Source organism: Nocardia sp. FBN12 (assembly GCF_054031145.1).
Genome location: NZ_CM132926.1, coordinates 4,844,226 through 4,861,588 on the forward strand (window position 1 = coordinate 4,844,226; position 17,363 = coordinate 4,861,588).

Annotated in this window: 18 protein-coding genes; 11 read left to right on the forward strand and 7 right to left on the reverse strand. The window is 67.9% G+C overall.

Features of this window, described 5'->3' with window-relative positions:
• Positions 1-117: 117 nt before the first annotated feature.
• Positions 118-750, reverse strand: a complete 633-nt coding sequence (locus tag ACWZHB_RS22955) for an O-methyltransferase (protein ID WP_427903891.1) — start codon at positions 748-750, stop codon at positions 118-120.
• Between the two features lie 376 nt (positions 751-1,126).
• Between ACWZHB_RS22955 and sigE the strand changes: the two genes are divergently transcribed.
• From sigE to ACWZHB_RS22990, 7 genes are all read left to right on the forward strand, one after another.
• Positions 1,127-1,783 carry an RNA polymerase sigma factor SigE gene (gene sigE, locus ACWZHB_RS22960; RefSeq protein WP_427903892.1) on the forward strand — a complete coding sequence of 219 codons (657 nt, stop codon included), beginning with the start codon at positions 1,127-1,129 and terminating at the stop codon, positions 1,781-1,783.
• Positions 1,784-1,842: 59 nt separating this feature from the next.
• Positions 1,843-2,211, forward strand: coding sequence for a hypothetical protein (locus ACWZHB_RS22965; protein WP_427903893.1), 369 nt, complete (start codon positions 1,843-1,845; stop codon positions 2,209-2,211).
• A 10-nt stretch (positions 2,212-2,221) separates the two neighbouring features.
• A complete protein-coding gene (locus ACWZHB_RS22970; RefSeq protein WP_427903894.1) occupies positions 2,222-3,769 on the forward strand; it encodes a S1C family serine protease in 1,548 nt (515 codons plus the stop codon).
• 33 nt (positions 3,770-3,802) lie between these two features.
• Entirely contained in the window at positions 3,803-4,222 is a 420-nt protein-coding gene (gene tatB, locus ACWZHB_RS22975; RefSeq protein WP_427903895.1) for a Sec-independent protein translocase protein TatB, read from the forward strand.
• Positions 4,223-4,404: 182 nt separating this feature from the next.
• Complete coding sequence (locus ACWZHB_RS22980; RefSeq protein ID WP_427903896.1) at positions 4,405-5,262, forward strand: hypothetical protein; 858 nt, start codon at positions 4,405-4,407, stop codon at positions 5,260-5,262.
• A gap of 116 nt (positions 5,263-5,378) precedes the next feature.
• Entirely contained in the window at positions 5,379-5,945 is a 567-nt protein-coding gene (locus tag ACWZHB_RS22985; RefSeq protein WP_427903897.1) for a hypothetical protein, read from the forward strand.
• A 150-nt stretch (positions 5,946-6,095) separates the two neighbouring features.
• Positions 6,096-7,175, forward strand: a complete 1,080-nt coding sequence (locus ACWZHB_RS22990; RefSeq protein WP_427903898.1) for an XdhC family protein — start codon at positions 6,096-6,098, stop codon at positions 7,173-7,175.
• Positions 7,176-7,269: 94 nt separating this feature from the next.
• Here ACWZHB_RS22990 and ACWZHB_RS22995 read toward each other — a convergent pair whose 3' ends face one another.
• Genes ACWZHB_RS22995 through dapE form a run of 6 tightly spaced genes read right to left on the reverse strand, consistent with a single transcriptional unit; the run spans position 7,270 to position 13,342 of the window.
• On the reverse strand, positions 7,270-8,208 hold the full coding sequence (locus ACWZHB_RS22995; RefSeq protein ID WP_427903899.1) for a glucosyl-3-phosphoglycerate synthase: 939 nt from the start codon (positions 8,206-8,208) through the stop codon (positions 7,270-7,272).
• On the reverse strand, positions 8,205-9,152 hold the full coding sequence (gene folP / locus ACWZHB_RS23000) for a dihydropteroate synthase (protein WP_427903900.1): 948 nt from the start codon (positions 9,150-9,152) through the stop codon (positions 8,205-8,207). The genes ACWZHB_RS22995 and folP overlap by 4 nt, the downstream gene beginning before the upstream one ends.
• Positions 9,088-10,854: a long-chain-acyl-CoA synthetase gene (locus ACWZHB_RS23005; RefSeq protein WP_427903901.1), complete on the reverse strand. Its 1,767-nt coding sequence runs from the start codon at positions 10,852-10,854 to the stop codon at positions 9,088-9,090. The genes folP and ACWZHB_RS23005 overlap by 65 nt, the downstream gene beginning before the upstream one ends.
• A 9-nt stretch (positions 10,855-10,863) precedes the next feature.
• Positions 10,864-11,409, reverse strand: coding sequence for an LOG family protein (locus ACWZHB_RS23010; protein ID WP_427903902.1), 546 nt, complete (start codon positions 11,407-11,409; stop codon positions 10,864-10,866).
• Entirely contained in the window at positions 11,406-12,206 is an 801-nt protein-coding gene (locus ACWZHB_RS23015; RefSeq protein ID WP_427903903.1) for an LOG family protein, read from the reverse strand. The genes ACWZHB_RS23010 and ACWZHB_RS23015 overlap by 4 nt, the downstream gene beginning before the upstream one ends.
• A 41-nt stretch (positions 12,207-12,247) precedes the next feature.
• Positions 12,248-13,342, reverse strand: coding sequence for a succinyl-diaminopimelate desuccinylase (gene dapE / locus ACWZHB_RS23020; protein ID WP_427903904.1), 1,095 nt, complete (start codon positions 13,340-13,342; stop codon positions 12,248-12,250).
• Between the two features lie 118 nt (positions 13,343-13,460).
• Here dapE and dapD point away from each other — a divergent pair, with 118 nt between their 5' ends.
• The 4 genes from dapD (at position 13,461) to ACWZHB_RS23040 (ending at position 17,298) form a co-directional block, all read left to right on the forward strand.
• Positions 13,461-14,411, forward strand: coding sequence for a 2,3,4,5-tetrahydropyridine-2,6-dicarboxylate N-succinyltransferase (dapD, locus tag ACWZHB_RS23025; protein ID WP_427903905.1), 951 nt, complete (start codon positions 13,461-13,463; stop codon positions 14,409-14,411).
• A 171-nt stretch (positions 14,412-14,582) separates the two neighbouring features.
• Positions 14,583-15,200: a hypothetical protein gene (locus ACWZHB_RS23030; RefSeq protein ID WP_427903906.1), complete on the forward strand. Its 618-nt coding sequence runs from the start codon at positions 14,583-14,585 to the stop codon at positions 15,198-15,200.
• A gap of 101 nt (positions 15,201-15,301) precedes the next feature.
• Positions 15,302-16,417, forward strand: coding sequence for an NAD(P)/FAD-dependent oxidoreductase (locus ACWZHB_RS23035; RefSeq protein ID WP_427903907.1), 1,116 nt, complete (start codon positions 15,302-15,304; stop codon positions 16,415-16,417).
• On the forward strand, positions 16,414-17,298 hold the full coding sequence (locus tag ACWZHB_RS23040; protein ID WP_427903908.1) for an RNA polymerase sigma-70 factor: 885 nt from the start codon (positions 16,414-16,416) through the stop codon (positions 17,296-17,298). Before ACWZHB_RS23035 ends, ACWZHB_RS23040 begins: the two co-directional genes overlap by 4 nt.
• Positions 17,299-17,363: the final 65 nt, after the last annotated feature.

Consider the following 17,363-nt stretch of genomic DNA (forward strand, 5'->3'; position numbering starts at 1 on the left):
CATTGGCGGCCGGCGCCGCGGTTCTCGGCGCTCGACTCCACCTCTTCCCTCGCTACGGGCACTTCTTCGTCGCACCCTTCGGTCAGTCCATCGGCGGAGGCGCGCCGAGAACAGGGATCAACCCCGCGACGCGCAGAGCAACCCGTCACCGATGGGAATCAGCACGCTCGTGAGCTCGGGGTTCTCCGCGATCGCGCGAGTAGCCGCCCGCACCGCCTGCGTGGCAGGGTCGCGCTGCGCCTGATCAGGAACCCGCCCACCGAGCAGCGCGTTGTTGAGGATGAACGCGCCACCCGCACGCAGCAACCGCACACCCTGTTCGACGTAATTCGGATGTTCCATCGGCGCCGCGTCGATGAAGACCAGGTCGTAGGACCCATCGGCCAGCCGGGGCAACACGTCCAGCGCGCGCCCGTTGATCAGGCGCGTGCGTGACGGCGCGATCTCCGCGGTCCGGAACGCTTCCTTGGCCGCGCGCTGATGCTCGGGTTCGGAGTCGATCGTCGTCAGCGTCCCGTCCTCACGCATGCCGTCGAGCAGCCACAGCCCGCTGACGCCCGCCCCCGTACCCACCTCGACCACCGAGCGCGCGCCCAGCATCTGCGCGTACATGCTCAGCAGCGCACCGACCGCCGCGGGCACCGGCGCCGCGCCCAATTCGGTGGCCCGCTCGCGCGCTTCCAGCAGGACCTCGTCCTCGACGACGGACTCCTCCACATACGCCAGGTTCCGCTCCACGTTCGATGCCACGGTTATGAGGCTATGTCACAGAAGGGGTCTGTGTATTCAGCAAAGGGACCGATCCGGCACTGTGTCGCACAGATCCCGACCAATTGCCGGAAGTTTGCGGATAGGTCACAACCCGCCCCGAACTGCTGGTTCTCCGTTGCCGACCGGACTAGGCTCTAGTCCGACCAGAATTCTCAGGTCACACTCAGGATCTCCACACCTGACCCATATCAGGGCAGGAAATAGTTGCCCTACGCAAGGCCAGCCGATCGCGGCGGGCACGAGACTCGGGAACAACCGCACACAGTTGCTGGTTGATTGTCGATAAGCAAGGTTCGCTGACCCGGACCAGCCAGGTTTCGTGCCAGCGGTCCCGAGTAGGAGGTGTCCCATCCCGATGGTAGACACGGCACGTCAAGACGCCACCGACCAGACTCTGCCCGCTGATCTCCTGGCGGCAGCAGCCGAAGACGCCGAACTCACCGGCACCGCCGCCTTCGACGCGACGGGCGATCGCGCCGCCATGCCCTCCTGGGACGAACTGGTCCGCGAACACGCCGACCGGGTATACCGCCTGGCCTACCGCCTGTCCGGCGACGCCCAGGACGCCGAAGACCTCACCCAGGACACGTTCATCCGGGTCTTCCGCTCGTTGCAGAACTACCAACCCGGCACCTTCGAGGGCTGGCTGCACCGCATCACCACCAACCTGTTCCTCGACATGGTCCGCCGCCGCAACCGCATCCGCATGGAGGCGCTGCCCGAGGACTACGACCGGGTGCCCGCCGAAGGCCCCACCCCCGAAGACGCCTACCACGATTCCCGCCTCGACCCCGACCTGCAGAAAGCACTCGATTCGCTGGCGCCGGAATTCCGCGCCGCGGTCGTGCTCTGTGACATCGAGGGTCTGTCCTACGAGGAGATCGGCGCCACGCTCGGCGTGAAGCTGGGCACCGTGCGAAGCCGGATCCACCGCGGACGTCAGGCACTGCGCGAGTACCTTGCGCATAATGGAAGTGAGCAGCGGTACTCCGCTGAAGCCCACACAGCGTGACGGGTGTTTCGACGTCGCCTGGTGGCTCAGGTGATGTCGGTCGGAAGGAAGAAATCCGCATGAGTGTGGACCCCAATGCCGCAGGTCGCCCACCGCGCTTTCAGCCCACCGAGCATTTGGCCAGTGAGGCCGTCGCGGCCTTCGTCGACGGCGAGCTGCGGATGAACGCCTATCTGCGTGCCGCCCAGCATCTTTCGGTCTGCCCCGAATGCGCGGCCGAGGTCGACGCGCAGCAGCAGGCGCGGATCGCGCTGCGCCGGGCCGCCGAGGTCGCGATTCCGCGCAGCCTGCACGACAGCCTCTCGCGCATCCCGCTGGCCGATCTGCCCGGCAACGCACCCGAACCGCAGCGCCGTAACGAGGCATTTCTCGGATTCATCACAGATTCCTTCACCGCGACCCGGTGGACAACGTGGCGGCGCAAGTAGAGTCTCGGACGTGACTGGCGAATCGACGAATTCCGGATCGGCCGAGCACTCGGGTTCGGGGGCAGAATCAACGAATGACGCGCGGGGCACGCTGCGCCCGTCCGACGCGCCGAGTCTCGGTCCGCGCCCGGTCTACCGGCCGCACATCGACAGCCACACCGCGCGTGCCTTCCGTCGCCCGAACGGCCAGGCCGGTTCGTTCGCCCCGCACGACCCACAGCGCGCCACGAACAACGGCGCCGACGAAGGACTCGTCCAGCGCCCGCCGGACGGTGTGCTCGCCGAGGCGTTCGCCCGGCCGGAAGGCTCGTCGGAGCTGCTGCAGCGCGAGCCCGGCGCCGGCGAACCGAAGACGGTCGTCGCGGGTCCGGTGGATCCGTGGCGCGATCCCGACGCCGCCGCCCGGCTCGGCGCACCGGCCGTCGACACTCCCCCGCCTGCCCGGCTGCCGGTCGCGACCAAGCTGAGCGCCCGCGAGGTGTTGTTCGGTTCGCGCGTCGCGCCGAAGGCCCTCGCGCTGCTGGCCGTCCTCGCCCTCGGTATCGCCGTCGTCGGCGGGCTGGTCGGCCGGGTCACCGCCGAGACCGCGTCCACCCTCACCTCGCGCAAGGTGACCCTCGATCAGAGCGCGGGCACCGAGACACCACACAGCCAGATCGCCGCGGTCGCCAATGCCGTTCTGCCCTCGGTGGTCTCGATCCGGGTCACCGTCGGCGACAACGGCGCCACCGGTTCCGGCGTGGTGATCGACGGCGGCGGTTACGTCGTCACCAACAATCACGTGATCTCGATGGCCGCGACCGACAAGTCCAACCGGGCCGCCATCCAGGTGCAGTTCTCCGACGGCACCAGGGTGCCCGCGCAGATCGTCGGGCGCGATCCCAAGACCGACCTCGCGGTGCTCAAGGTCGAGGCGAAGAACCTGACCGTCGCCAATCTCGGCAAGTCCGCCGATGTGCAGGTCGGCGACGACGTCCTGGCCGTCGGTTCGCCGCTCGGCCTGAGCAAGACCGTCACCTCCGGCATCGTCAGCGCCCTGCACCGGCCCGTGAAGCTGGCGGGCGAGGGTAGCGACACCAACGCGGTGATCGACGCCGTGCAGACCGACGCCGCGATCAACCCGGGTAACTCCGGTGGCGCGCTGGTCGACATGGAAGGTCGCGTGGTCGGCATCAACACCGCCATCCGCAGCGAGACCGGCGGTTCGGTGGGCCTCGGCTTCGCCATCCCGGTCGACGTGATGACCACGGTCACCCAGACGCTGATCCGCGACGGCCAGATGCACCACCCGGTGATCGGCCTGAGCGCGCGCACCAAGACTGTCGCCAACGAGGTGATGAGCGGTGCCGCCGTCGCCGACGTGGCGCCCGGCAGCCCCGCCGACAAGGCAGGCATCGTCGAGGGCGACGTGGTGGTGCGCATCGGCGACCGTGAGGTCACCGGGCCCGACGAACTGGTGGTCGCCGTGCAGCAGCACAAGATCGGCGACACGGTGAACGTGCAGTTGATCCGCGATGGCAGGCAGGTGGACGTGCCGGTCACCCTCGAATCCGACTGAGCTGGGACCGTGCGCGCCGGGTAACCTGGATTCGTGTTCAGCAACATCGGGTGGAGCGAGATGATGATCCTGCTCGTCGCCGCCCTCGTGATCCTCGGTCCGGAGCGTCTGCCCGGCGCCGTCCGCTGGACCACCGGTGCGCTCCGGCAGGCGCGCGACTACGCCAGCGGCGCCACCACCCAGCTGAAGCAGGAGCTCGGACCGGAGTTCGACGACCTGCGCAAGCCGCTCGCCGAGCTCAACGAGCTGCGCGGCATGAGCCCGCGGGCCGTGGTCACCAAGCACCTGCTCGGCGGTGACGATTCGGTGCTGCGCGATCTGGAGGGCGCGGTGCCCGACAAGAAGCAGCTGTTCGGCACCAGCAGCGGCATGCCGGGCACCTCGTCGACCCCCGCGCCGCAGAAGTCGCTGGAGCACAACGAGCGCCCTCCGGTCGACTACGACGCGACCTAGACCAGGAAACACACCGCACGGTCGGCATTTGCTACGAGATCGCGCCGGCCGATCATCGCGGGCGGCGACCTCGCATGTCCGCGATTTGCCGACATTCCCGTTCCGAGGCCGTTGTCTCCCAAGACAGTTCGATGTCAACAGTTATAGACACACAACGCTGTCGAGCTGTCTAGACTTCGCACATGTCGGCCGATGACGTGGCACGAGTTTTCGCGATCGAGGACAAGGTCGAGAGACTCAAAGCAGCCACCGACGGGGTGGCGGCTGCACAGCAGACCATCAACGAACTAACGAGGATCCGGCGAGCCGTGATCCGAGAACTCCATGCCGACGGCTGGACGTTCGCCCGGATCGGTGCCGCCGCCGGATTGTCGCGTGCGCGCATCCACCAGGTGAGCACCCAGGGTCCCGTTCCCGAAGGACTGTTCTTCGGCCACGGCACACTGACCGTGCTCGCCCCCGAGGTCCGCTCCGGCAGGCTACTCGGCGCGCCCGATCCCCAGGCCGCCCAACGGCTGGCCGAGCTACTGCGGCAACTCGGCTTCGCCGCGAACGTCGAGACGTTCATGCCAGGCAGGCCGATCGACCTCAATCGAGACGGGCTGGTGATTCTCGGCGGGCCCGAACTCTCGCCAAGCCTGCGGCAGCTGGTCGTGGCCGATCCCCGCCTGCGCCGGACCGTCACCAGGGCGGGCGATACCCGGCGCGGCATCGAGGACAGGGCCGCGCGCCGCGTCTATCGGCCCGGCGGCACCGAACCGCACGACATCGCCTACCTGGCCCGGCTGCCCCGGCCCGACCGCCGTGGCAGCATCATGCTGATCGACGGTCTGCACCCGCCCGGCTCATTGGGTGCGATCCGATTGCTGGCGACCCGATTGGCGACCCTGCACGAACGTGCGAGCACGCATTTGTTCTCGGTCCTGATCGCAGTACGGTACGACCGCGCAACCGGTGAACCCGTTGATGCGGATCTTCTCACCCCGGTATACCGCCATGAAACAGACCCCAAGTTGGTTACGACCCGGGTTCGTCCGTGACGTGATCTAAACTCGTTGCGCTTAGTGATCTGCATCACTGTACTGTTATGGATCACAAGTCGTCCGCGGTGGTTAGATTGCTAGCGAGTAACCGAGTGTGAGTAGGTGAGCATCACATGTTCTCGTCTCCTGAGGCCAGCGCATGCCGGGTTCTGCCCGTGCACGCAGCAGGGCACCCCAGGCCCGTTTCGCCTGTCGACGCCGAGTCGACCATCGGCGATGTCATCGTCACCACCCATCGCGTGACCTACAGCGACCGCCTGAAGGTCTTCATCGGCCCCCACGAGGACGTGGACAGCTTTCTGCGCCCGATGCGCCGGATGGACGGCCATCAGCGCTACGCGCTCGATCTGACCGTGCTGCCCGAACCGGTGCCCGCCACCGAGGTCACCACCACGGTGAGTTCGGCGCGCGGCGATCTCGCACTCGGCTGCGCCGGTTCGGCGGACGCGATGACGCTGCAGCTGCGCACGACGGTCGATCACGTCACCCGGCGCTTCACCCTCGGACTACCCGGCGGCCGGCTCGGCCTACCGACGGTGTACCTCCCGCACGGCAACGAGGACACCTACGTCTACCCCGAAGAGGTGTTCACCGCCGACAGCGCGGTGGAGATCTTCCGCGACTTCTTCCGCAGCGGTGTGGTGCCGATCGGGTTGCAGCGGCGCGAGATCCTGGACTGACCTGCGCGAAGCCGCCCGGCTCGGTCGATTCACCTGCTGCGCGGGAGTCGGCGATGCCGCATGCTCGGCGCGCGAGAATGCTCGAAGATAGCTAGGCTGGTCAGACAGTCACAAGCCTTTCGGCGGTGACCGCGGAAAGGCCGGTGCGGGATGCGCGAACTGCTCGGGACAACACTCGAACTGCTCCCCGACCAGGCCGTGGCGCTGGCCAGGATCATCGATCGGACCGGTGCGGGGCCGCGCGAGACCGGCGCCGCGATGGTGGTGACCGGCGACGGGCAGGTGCTCGGTTCACTGTCCGGCGGCTGTATCGAATCGGCTGTTCTGCACACCGCCCACCAGGTTCTGCTCGACGGCCGGGCAAGTCTCGAGCGTTTCGCCGCCGCCGATGAGATCACCGTCGGCCTCCCGTGCGGTGGCGAGATCGAAGTCTTCGTCGAACGCCTCGACAACACGGATGTCCCCACCTTGCGCGCGCTCCACAGCGCCCTCGAAGCCCACCGTCCGGTCGCCTACGCCACCACCCTCGAGTCGACCCCCGACAGGAGACTCCTGCACCCCGGCGACTCCCACCCGTGGCGCGGCCTCGACCACGACGCCGCAGCGCTGCTGACCGCAGGCCACAACGGTCTCATCGGCGCCCAGGACTGCACCCCCGCGCAAGCCGACCGCCCCCGCACCTTCGTCCAGGTCTTCCGCACCCCCGCCCGGATGATCCTGGCCGGCGCCAACGACTACACCCGCGCGCTCGCGGTCACCGCCGCGACCCTGGGCTACCACGTCACCGTCGTCGACGCTCGCGAAACCTTCACCACCCCAGCCCGTTTCCCCGCGGCCGACGAGGTGGTGGTCGACTGGCCACACCGGTATCTGGAAGCCGAACAGGCCGCTGGCCGCATCGACGCCCGCACCGTCGTCTGTGTCCTCACCCACGACCCCAAATTCGATGTCCCCCTGCTGGCTTCGGCCCTGCGCCTGCCGGCCGTCGCCTTCATCGGCGCCCTCGGTTCCCGCCGAGCCCACGCCGACCGCACCACCCGCCTACGCGATGCGGGCCTCACCGACGCCGAAACAGCCCGCGTCCGAAGCCCTCTCGGCCTCGACCTCGCCGCCATCACCCCCGAGGAAACAGCCATCTCCGTCCTCGCCCAGATCCTCGCCGACCGAGCGAACGCCACAGCCCAACCCCTGGCGAACCTAGACGGCCCCATCCACCGCCGACCGAACTAGACGCACCTCCGAAAGTATGGACGGGCGGTCGCCGCCCACAACGAGATCAGCCAGGGGCGCCGCTTCGGACCGAAGCGGCGCTCCGAGGGGACGGCTATGCCGCGACTTGTTCTGGGCGAAGGGTTTTCATCGGGGGGCGGTCTTCCAACGAGACCGTGGTGGTGTGGGCGATGAATTCGCCTTCTATCAGTGGGAATTGGGTGAGGGGGGCGCCGGAGTCGGGGACGCCGGTGCGGCGCAGGGCGGTGCCGAGGATCTGGCGGCTCATGACGCCCAGGTCGGAGAGGGGGCGGTTGCGGTGGGTGCGGACGCCGAGGTTGACCTGGGTGATGGCGTCGAGGCCCATCGTGTCGTAGGTGTCGAGGAGCAGGCCGATCTCGACACCGTAGCCGGGGGCGAAGGGGACCGAGGTTAGCAGTTCCCTTGTGCCCGCGTATTCGCCGCCGAGCGGCTGGAGGACCTGGGCCAGTTCCGGGCGAAGGGCGGCCAGCAGGGGGCGGGCGACGAGTTCGGTGACTCGGCCGCCGCCGTTGGCGTCCACCGACTCGCCCTGACGGAGGGGGCGGCGGTAGTAGGCCTTGGACAGGTGGGTGCCCGCCATCATCAGCAGCGGGCCGAGGAGCTTGGGTACGAAGTCGGGGTCGGGGTCGATCAGGTCGGAGTCGACGAAGGCGATCAGGTCGCCCGTCGTGCACGCCAGCGAACGCCACAGCACCTCGCCCTTGCCGGGGACCGGCTCGAGTTCGGGGACGGCTTCCTCGCGGGAGACCACCTCGGCGCCTGCCGCGCGTGCGCGTTCGGCGGTGGCGTCGGTGGACCCGGAGTCCAGCACGATCAGTTCGTCGACCAGGGTGCCGAGCAGCGGCCGGATACTGGCCACGACGTCGGCGACGGTGTCCTGTTCGTTCAGCGCGGGCAGCACCACCGAAACGGTGCGGCCTGCCTTGGCGGCGACGAGTTCGCCGACCGTCCAGTCAGGGGTGTCCCAGGTGTGGGTAGTGGCCCAGGCGGGCTCGCGGTGTTGGATTTTCATGCCAGACCTCGCAGAGTTCGTGCGGGGGGCCGGATGCCCTGGATCGCGGCGATCATGTCCACGACCCGCCGGGTTTCGGCGACTTCGTGAACCCGGAAGATCCGAGCGCCTCTGGCTGCCGACCATGCGGTTGCCGCCAGTGTGCCCTCGACCCTTTCGGTAAGACCTACCCCTAGAGTCTCCCCGATAAAATCCTTGTTACTCAGTGCCATCAGTACTGGCCATCCGGTTTTTACAAGACCGTCGATTCCGCGCAACAACTCGAGCCCGTGATAGGTGTTTTTTCCGAAATCATGGGTGGGATCGATCACGATGCCATCGGCGCGCACCCCCGCGGCGGCGGCATGTTCGGCCGCGGCGACGACGGTGGCGGTCACCTCGGCCACCACATCGGCATACCGAACCCGGTGCGGACGGGTGCGCGGCACGGCACCGCCGGTGTGGCTGCAGACGATGCCCGCCCCCGTCTCGGCGGCGACGTGCACGAGGTCGGGGTCGGCCCCGGCCCAGGTGTCGTTGATCAGGTCGGCACCCACGGCGACGGCCGCCCGCGCGACAGCACCGCGCCAGGTATCCACACTGATCAACAGGTCCGGATACTTCGCCCGGATCGCCGCGACGAACGGCACCACCCGCTGCGTTTCCTCGGCCGCGTCGACCGTGACACCCGGCCCTGCTTTCACCCCACCGATGTCGACCAGATCGGCACCTTCGTCGACCGCACGCGACACACGTTCCATCGCGGCACCGTCGCTGAACGTGGCACCACGGTCATAGAACGAGTCCGGCGTGCGATTCACGATCGCCATCACCAACGCGCGATCCGTCGCCACATCGCGCCCACAGAAGGTACTCATACGAATTCCGACATTACGGGTGCTACCTCGGCGCCTTACCGGCGGCAACGTCGGCCGCGTATTCGGCGTAAGCGGGGATGTAGCCATCGGTCGGGCCGGACAGGACATACAGCTGACTGTCCGGATCGGGTGCGTAGCCGAGCTGACGCAATTCCACTTTTCGGCTCTTGAACGTCGAAGTCTGTTCCAGCTCCTCGACCACGCGCACATAGAGCGGAAGCGCGTACAGCGGAAGACGCCCGTAGACGGTCGCGGCCAGTGCCTTTCCGTCGAACGTGGCGCCGGCGGCCAGGGTGATCGCCGCCATGCCCGCCTTTCCGTCGGTGCCGGGAATATCGACACCGTAGACAACGGCCTGCTCGACACTCGCGTCGTGCCCCAGCGCGCCCTCGACCTCCGTGGTGGCCACGTTCTCGCCCTTCCAGCGGAAGGTGTCGCCGAGGCGGTCGACGAACGCGATGTGCCAGAGGTGCTGATCGCGGACGAGGTCGCCGGTGTCGAACCAGCAGTCGCCCTTCTTGAAGCCGTCGCGCACCAGTTTGGACTCCGACGCCTTCTTGTCGGTGTACCCGTCGAACGGCTGACGGTCGTTCACCTTCGCCAGCAGCAGCCCGACCCCGCCCGAACGCACCCGGCGCAGCTTCCCGTCGCGACCGCGCGCGGCGTGGCCGGTCTCGTCGTCGTACTCGACGACCGCGTACGGCAGCGGGCACAGACCCGCGGTCCGGTCGACGCCGAACGCGTTGACGAACGCCAGCGGCGCCTCGCTCGACCCGTAGAACTCGACCACCCTGGCGATCCCGAACCGGCGCCGGAACTCGTCCCACAATTCGGGCCGCAGCCCGTTGCCGACCACAAGCCGAATCCGGTTGCCCTTCTCGGCCGCACGCACCGGCTGGTTGACCAGATACCGGCACAACTCGCCGATGTAGATGAACGCCGTGGCCCGCTCGCGCGCGATCTCGTCCCAGAAGCCGGAGGCCGAGAACTTGCGGCTGAGCACATAGGTCGATTCGCCCGCGAGCACCGCCGACAGCGCGACCGTGAGCGCGTTGTTGTGATAGAGCGGCAGGCAGCAGTACAGGGCATCGTCGGCCCGCAACCGGATGCCGAGCCCGGCGAGCCCCGACATGCTCTTGGTCCAGCGTTGATGGGTCATCACACTGGCCTTCGGCAGGCCGGTGGTGCCGGAGGTGAAGATCAGGAACGCCCGCTCCCCGGCCCGCACCTGCTCGCATACGGCGGGGTCGGAATCGGCCGCGGTGCGGGCGGATTCGGCCAGCTCCTCGGCCGCGAGCACGTTCTGCGCGGGCTCGGGCAGCGAGTCGATCGCCTCCGCGCACTCCTCGCCGACGACAGTGAGCACGCTGCCGAGCAGGCCGATGCTGTGGGCGAGCACCTGATCGCGCTGGTTGTAGTTGAGCAGACCCACCGTGGCGCCGAGCTTGAGCACCGCCAGCACCGTGAACAGGGTCTCGGGCCGGTTGGTCATCAGCACGCCGACCACATCACCACGAGTCACCCCGCGCGCGGAAAGCACCGCGGCGTAACGGTTCACCTCGCTGTTGGCGGCGCGGTAGGTATAGGACCGACCCTCGAAACGCAGGAACACCCGGTCGGGCCTGCGATGCGCGACCCGCTGGAAATACCGGCCGATGGAGGCTTTGTCCTTGGGCCCCACCAGCATTCCGCGCGCGTTGCGCAGCATGCCGGGTGCGTCGAGCGCCATTCCCGGTAGGGCTTTGGCCAGGTCGAACACGCTTACCGTGTCGCGTGCGTCATTGCTCACGTCGATCTCCTACTGTGCGGCCGGTGCGAGCGCGGCGAACGCGGCGGGCAGGTCGGCGGCCACGATGAGGCGCTCGCGTGCCCGCCTCGGCACAATGGTGCGCTCGGACAGTTCATCGATCCAGTGGAACAGGCCGTCGTAGAAGCCGTTGGCATTCAGCAGCACAACGGGTTTGGCGTGTTCGCCGAGGTAGCCGCCGGTCCACGTCTCGAACAGTTCCTCGAGTGTGCCGATGCCGCCCGGCAGGGTGAGGAACGCGTCGGCGCGCGCTTCCATCAGCTGTTTGCGCTGGCGCATGGTGTCGGTGACGAGCAGTTCGTCGGCGTCGACATCGGCGACTTCCTTGTGCACCAGGTGTTTCGGGATCACGCCGATGGTGTGCGCGCCACCCGCCCTCGCCGCGGTGGCGACCGCGCCCATCATCGACACGTGGCCACCACCGGAGACCAATTGCCAACCGCGCCGGGCGATTTCGGTGCCGACGCGCGCGGCGAGGCTGATCAGATCGGGATCGGTGGTGCTGGCGGAGCAGTAGACACAGACGGAGTAGCTCACCATTGATCCTCGGTGCCCAGACGCTCGATATCGGCGTGTCCGCCGGTTTCACCCTGGATGATCCGCACGACCTCGTCGACACTGTCGGTGATCTGGATCAGGTCGAGATCCCCGGGCGAGATCTTGCCGGAGCCCGCCAGGGAGCTGCGCATCCACTCGACCAGACCCGACCAGTATTCGGTGCCGAACAGGATGATCGGGAAACGGGTGATCTTGCGGGTCTGCACCAGGGTGAGCGCCTCGAACAGTTCGTCGAGGGTGCCGAAGCCGCCGGGCAGGCAGACGAAGGCCTGCGAGTACTTCACGAACATCGTCTTGCGGACGAAGAAGTACCGGAAGTTGATCCCCAGATCGACCCACTCGTTGAGCCCCTGCTCGAACGGCAGCTCGATCCCGAGCCCGATCGAGTAACCGTCGGCCTCCGAGCACCCACGGTTGGCCGCTTCCATCGCGCCGGGCCCACCGCCGGTGATCACCGCGAAACCGGCCTGGGCGAGCGCGCTGCCGATCGCCTCGCCCGCCACGTACTCGGGGTGGTCGGGCCCGGTGCGCGCCGATCCGAACACCGTCACCGCGGGCGGGATTTCCGCGAGCGCGCCGAAACCCTCGACGAACTCGGCCTGGATCCGCAGCACCCGCCACGGATCGGTGTGTACCCACTCGCTGTCCTGCCGCGTATCGAGCAGGTTCCGGTCGGCGGTCCGCGCACCGGGCTTGCGATCCCGGCGGAACATCACCGGCCCACGGAACTTCGGTTTGGCCTTCCCAACCTGTTCATCAGCGGAATCGGTAGACATGCTCCCAACCTACTGTGTCGGATCAAGGGGACGGGCGGGAGCTACGGCTTCGTCAGGTAGGTCCGCAGCATGGCGGTGACGGCGGTGATCTGGCTGATCGGGACGTGCTCGTCGCGTTTGTGGGCGAGGTTGGGGTCGCCGGGGCCGAAGTTGACGGCGGGGATGCCGCGGGCGGCGAAGCGGGAGACGTCGGTCCAGCCGTACTTGGCACGCACGCCACCGCCGCCGTGGGCGTTGACCGAGTCGATCAGGGTGCGGGCGGCGGGGGCGGTGAGGCCCGGCAGGGCACCCGGTGAGGAGTCGGTGACTTCGAAGGCGACGTCGAGTCCGTCGACAACCTCGCGGACATGCGCGATGGCCTGCTCGACACTGCGATCGGGCGCGAAACGGAAGTTCACATCCACCTCGGCGACATCGGGCACCACATTGCCCGCGACCCCACCCGAGACACGCACGGCGGACAGACCCTCGCGATACACACAACCGTCGATATCGACCTCGCGCGCCACATACGCCGACAGCCGCGTCAGCAATGGGGCGAGACCATGAATCGCGTTCTCCCCCAACCATGCTCGTGCCGAATGCGCCCGCAAGCCGGAGGTGGTCAATCGCACCCGCAAAGTACCCTGGCAGCCCGCCTCGATCCAACCCGCGGAGGGTTCACCGAGAATGGCCAGATCGCCTTCGAGCCATTCCGGCAATTCACGCTCGATATGCCCGAGTCCGTTGAACTCCGCGGCGATCTCCTCGCCGTCGTAGAAGATCAGTGTCAAATCGTGGGCCGGATCGGCGATCGTCGCGGCCAGGTGCAGGAATACCGCATCGCCGGACTTCATATCGACTGTGCCACAACCGAACAGCACCGCTTCACCATCGACTTCAGCGGGTCGGCTCGGCACATTTTCGGCGATCGGCACGGTATCCAGGTGGCCCGCCAGAATCACTCGCGTCGGCAGGCCGCGCTGCGTCCGCGCCAGCACGACGTTGCCGTGCCGCAGCACTTCGAACCCGGTGGTCTGCTCCCGCAACGCCTGCTCGACCAGGTCCGCGATCTTGGCCTCGTCGCGCGAAACACTCGGCACGTCGACGAGGGCGGCGGTCAGCTGGATGGGATCGGCACGCAAATCGAGAGTCACATCTCGACAGTAGTACGGCGGTGGGGTCCGACACCGCCCACACGGCGACGAGACCGGCGTGGCCGGACGCACAGGGGTCGCGGAACACACATCGACGCTCGCGCGGCAAGATGGAGCTGTGAGTATTCAGGGAGCAACTGCAGTCGGAATCGCCAACGTGACCTCGGACGGGACCGTCCTCGATACCTGGTACCCCAGCCCCGAGCTGGGTGAGTTCACCGAGACCGGCTCGAAGCGCCTCGACGCCGCCGAGGTGCCCGAGTTCGCTGAACTCCTCGGGGTGGACGCCGCGCGTGGGGTCGAGGTGATCGCAGTGCGCACCACCATCGCGGACCTGTCGGCCGCCCCGGTCGACGCGCACGAGGTCTACCTGCGCCTGCACCTGCTCTCGCACCGCCTCGTGCAGCCGCACGGCCTCAGCCTCGACGGCCAGTTCGGCCTGCTCAGCAACGTGGTGTGGACCAACCACGGCCCGTGCGCGGTCGACGGCTTCGAGCAGACCCGGCTGAAGCTGCGCGCCCGCGGCCCGGTGACGGTGCTCAGCGTCGACAAGTTCCCTCGCCTGGTCGACTACGTGGTCCCCGCCGGCGTACGCATCGGTGACGCCGACCGGGTCCGTCTCGGCGCGCACCTCGCCGCGGGCACCACCGTGATGCACGAGGGCTTCGTCAACTTCAACGCGGGCACCCTCGGCAACTCGATGGTCGAAGGTCGCATCTCGGCCGGTGTCGTGGTCGGCGACGGCTCCGATGTGGGCGGCGGCGCCTCCATCATGGGCACGCTGTCCGGTGGCGGCACCCAGGTCATCTCGGTCGGCGAGCGTTCACTGCTCGGCGCCAACTCCGGACTCGGCATCTCGCTCGGCAACGACTGCGTGATCGAGGCGGGCCTCTACGTCACCGCGGGTACCAAGGTCACCGGACCCGACGGCGCCGTCGTCAAGGCCGCGACCCTGTCGGGTCAGGACAACCTGCTGTTCCGCCGCAATTCCACCACCGGCGCCGTCGAGGTCGTCGCCCGCAAGGGCACCGGCGTCGAACTCAATGCCGCATTGCACGCAAACGATTGATCGTCACGAATTGCCGGGCCGCCCGGCCCGGCAATTCTCTACGCAGTCACAATTCAGCAAATATTGCGGTTTCATGACGACGAACCCGAATGTGCGACAAGCAATTTCGCACGCTAACCTTCGTTTCGCTGCTCTGATCAGGACAGCGAAAAAGCGGAGGGATACAAAAGAATGAAGTTCGGAAAGATCACTACTGCTGTTTTCATGGCGGTCGCTGCGGTGGGGATTACCGCTGCCACCGCGCACGGTGCGCCCGCGGTGGCCACCGAGCAGCCCGCTGTAGTGGCTTCGGGGGGCGTGACTTCTGGCGTGACGCACGGCATCAACTACCAGACCACGGTCTCCCCGGCTGACAAGACCGTCACCTGGGCGGTCGACAGCGGCAAGTTCGAGCTCGCCGCCGACGGCGCCTCGGTGCTGCTGAAGACCGCCGACGGCGTGACCGTCGACCAGGCGCCGCTGCGCTCGGAGGTCGCCGGCCTGCCGATCGCCGTGGGCCAGCAGATCAGCGAAGACGGCCGCACCGTCAAGCTGACCTCGACCATGACCCCCGAGGATTCCGCGAAGCTGAGCAATGTCGCGGAACTGAAGGACATCAGCTCCTACGACCGGCTCATGGAGCAGGCCAACAAGAACATGCCCGGCATCGTCATCGGTGGCATCATCGGCGCGTTCTTCCCGTTCCTGTGGCTGATCACCATCCCGGCCGGCATGGTCATCGGCGGCTACGTGATGGGCGGCCAGGAATTCCTGGATGCCGTGATCGCGTTCGCGACCGGTCAGCCCTGATCTGACCTCGCGATAAGGAAAGGCCTCGTACTTCTGCGGAGTACGGGGCCTTTCCGCTGTGAGGCGCATCACCGTCACAGCAGGGCCCCGAGCCGCATCCCATGGTCGAACGCACAACCCCATGGCAGGAGGCACTGATGGACATCGTGGTGATCGGGGCAGGATACGCCGGGACGCTGGCGGCGAATCGGTTGCGTAAGAGGGCCCCTGACGCGCACATCACCGTGGTCAACCCGCGCGATGACTTCATCGAACGGGTGCGGCTGCACGAGCAGATCGCGGGCAGCGGCACCGCGGCCCGCCCCCTCACCGAGATGCTCGCCGACGGGATCGCGTGCGAGACCGCGAGTGTGGACAAGATCGGCGACGGGACCGTCACTCTCGACAGCGGTCGCAACCTGGACTTCGACTACGCGGTTCTCGCGACGGGCAGCATCGCGGACCCGATTCCCGGCGCGATCCCGGTCGGTACCTGGGAAGGGGCCGAGCAGGCGCGGGCCGCGCTCGCGGCGCTGCCCGCGGGCGGGATCGTGACGGTGATCGGTGGCGGTCTCACCGGGATCGAGACCGCGGCCGAGGTCGCCGAAGCCCGCCCCGACCTGCGCGTACGTCTGGTGAGCGATACCGTCGCGGCCTCGCTGTCCGTCGGTGCGCGGCGGCATGTGCGCCGCACACTCGACCGCTTGACCGTGGAGATCGTGGCCGGTCGAGTCATCGAGATCGACGGGACAACCCTGCGGCTGCGCTCGGGCGACGAACTCGATTCCGACCTCACCCTCTGGGCGATCTTCGCCGCGGTACCCGACCTCGCCGCCCGCAGCGGACTGGCCGTGGACGCCGACGGCAGGGCACTGGTCGACGCCACCCTGCGAAGCACGACCGACCCCCGGGTCTTCGCGGTCGGCGACTGTGCGGCGGTGCCCGGCATGCGGATGGCCTGCGCCACTGCCGCACCCCAGGGCGCGCATGCCGCCGATACGCTGGTGCGGATGAGCAAAGGACAGGAGCCACGGCCCTTTTCGCTGGGTTACGCCGGGCAAGGCATGAGTCTGGGCAGGCACGACGGGTTGCAGCAGATCACCGACCGCGCGGATGTGCCCTATCGACTGTTCCTCCGCGGGCCGATCGCGGCGTTCGTCAAAGAACGCGTGTGCCGCCTCGCCGCCAACGCCTCCCGCGCCGGCTACACCGTGTGGTTGCGGGGTCCGCGGCGGTGACGCACGAACCGGCGATCGAGAACACCTTCACCGAGAACCGGCGGCTGCTGTTCTCGATCGCCTACGAGATCCTCGGCTCGGTGGTCGACACCGAGGACGTCCTGCACGACAGCTACCTGCGCTGGCGCGAGGTCGACCGCACGCTGATCGACAATCCGCGCGCCTACCTCGCCCAGATCGTCACGCGGCAGGCACTTGGCGTGCTGCGGTCCACCGCGCGCAGGCGTGAGGAGTACATCGGGCCGTGGCTGCCCGAGCCCTTGGCCACCGAGGCCGAGGGCGGGGTCGAGCACGTGCTGACCGGCGAGGCGGTGACCACCGCGATGCTGCTCGTGTTCGAGAAGCTGACGCCGCTGCAGCGTGCGGTGTTCGTGTTGCGTGAGGTGTTCGCGTTCGAGTATTCGGAGATCGCGGCCGCGGTGGGCAAGTCGGAAGCCGCTGTGCGCCAGCTGAATCAGCGTGCCCGCGACCGGGTGCACGCGCACCGGCACACCGCGATCGCCACCCCCGCACAGGCTCAGTCGGTGGTCGAGCGGTTCTCGATCGCCGCCGCCACCGGCAATGTGGCCGCGCTCATGGACGTACTCGCTCCGGACGTGGTGTTCCTCGGCGACGGCGGCGGCGTGGTGAACGCGGTACGGCGACCGGTACTCGGCCAGGACAAGGTCGCGCGACTGGTCATCGGCCTGCTCACCAAGGGTCGACAATTGGGCGAGATCGGCGTGCACTTCGGCGTCTACAACGCGATGCCCGCGGTCGTGGCGACCGTCGACGGCGTGATCGACCAGGTGACGTCCATCGAGGTGACCGATGGTGTCATCACCGCGCTGTACTGCGTGCGCAACCCGGACAAGCTCAGCTCCGTCCAGATTCCGGAATGAGGCCGACAACCCGGTCGGCGCGCAGGCGGTTGGCCACCGACGACGTGGGCGAGCCCACAGCCGCG

Coding starts and splice junctions, on each gene's coding strand:
- ACWZHB_RS22990 (WP_427903898.1), top strand. CDS start 6,096: ATGCGCGAACTGCTCGGGACAACACTCGAACTGCTCCCCGACCAGGCC.
- folP (WP_427903900.1), bottom strand. CDS start 9,152: ATGGCTACATCCCCGCTTACGCCGAATACGCGGCCGACGTTGCCGCCG.
- sigE (WP_427903892.1), top strand. CDS start 1,127: ATGGTAGACACGGCACGTCAAGACGCCACCGACCAGACTCTGCCCGCT.
- ACWZHB_RS22985 (WP_427903897.1), top strand. CDS start 5,379: ATGTTCTCGTCTCCTGAGGCCAGCGCATGCCGGGTTCTGCCCGTGCAC.
- ACWZHB_RS23035 (WP_427903907.1), top strand. CDS start 15,302: ATGGTCGAACGCACAACCCCATGGCAGGAGGCACTGATGGACATCGTG.
- ACWZHB_RS22980 (WP_427903896.1), top strand. CDS start 4,405: ATGTCGGCCGATGACGTGGCACGAGTTTTCGCGATCGAGGACAAGGTC.
- ACWZHB_RS23030 (WP_427903906.1), top strand. CDS start 14,583: ATGAAGTTCGGAAAGATCACTACTGCTGTTTTCATGGCGGTCGCTGCG.
- ACWZHB_RS22965 (WP_427903893.1), top strand. CDS start 1,843: ATGAGTGTGGACCCCAATGCCGCAGGTCGCCCACCGCGCTTTCAGCCC.
- ACWZHB_RS23015 (WP_427903903.1), bottom strand. CDS start 12,206: ATGTCTACCGATTCCGCTGATGAACAGGTTGGGAAGGCCAAACCGAAG.
- ACWZHB_RS22995 (WP_427903899.1), bottom strand. CDS start 8,208: ATGAAAATCCAACACCGCGAGCCCGCCTGGGCCACTACCCACACCTGG.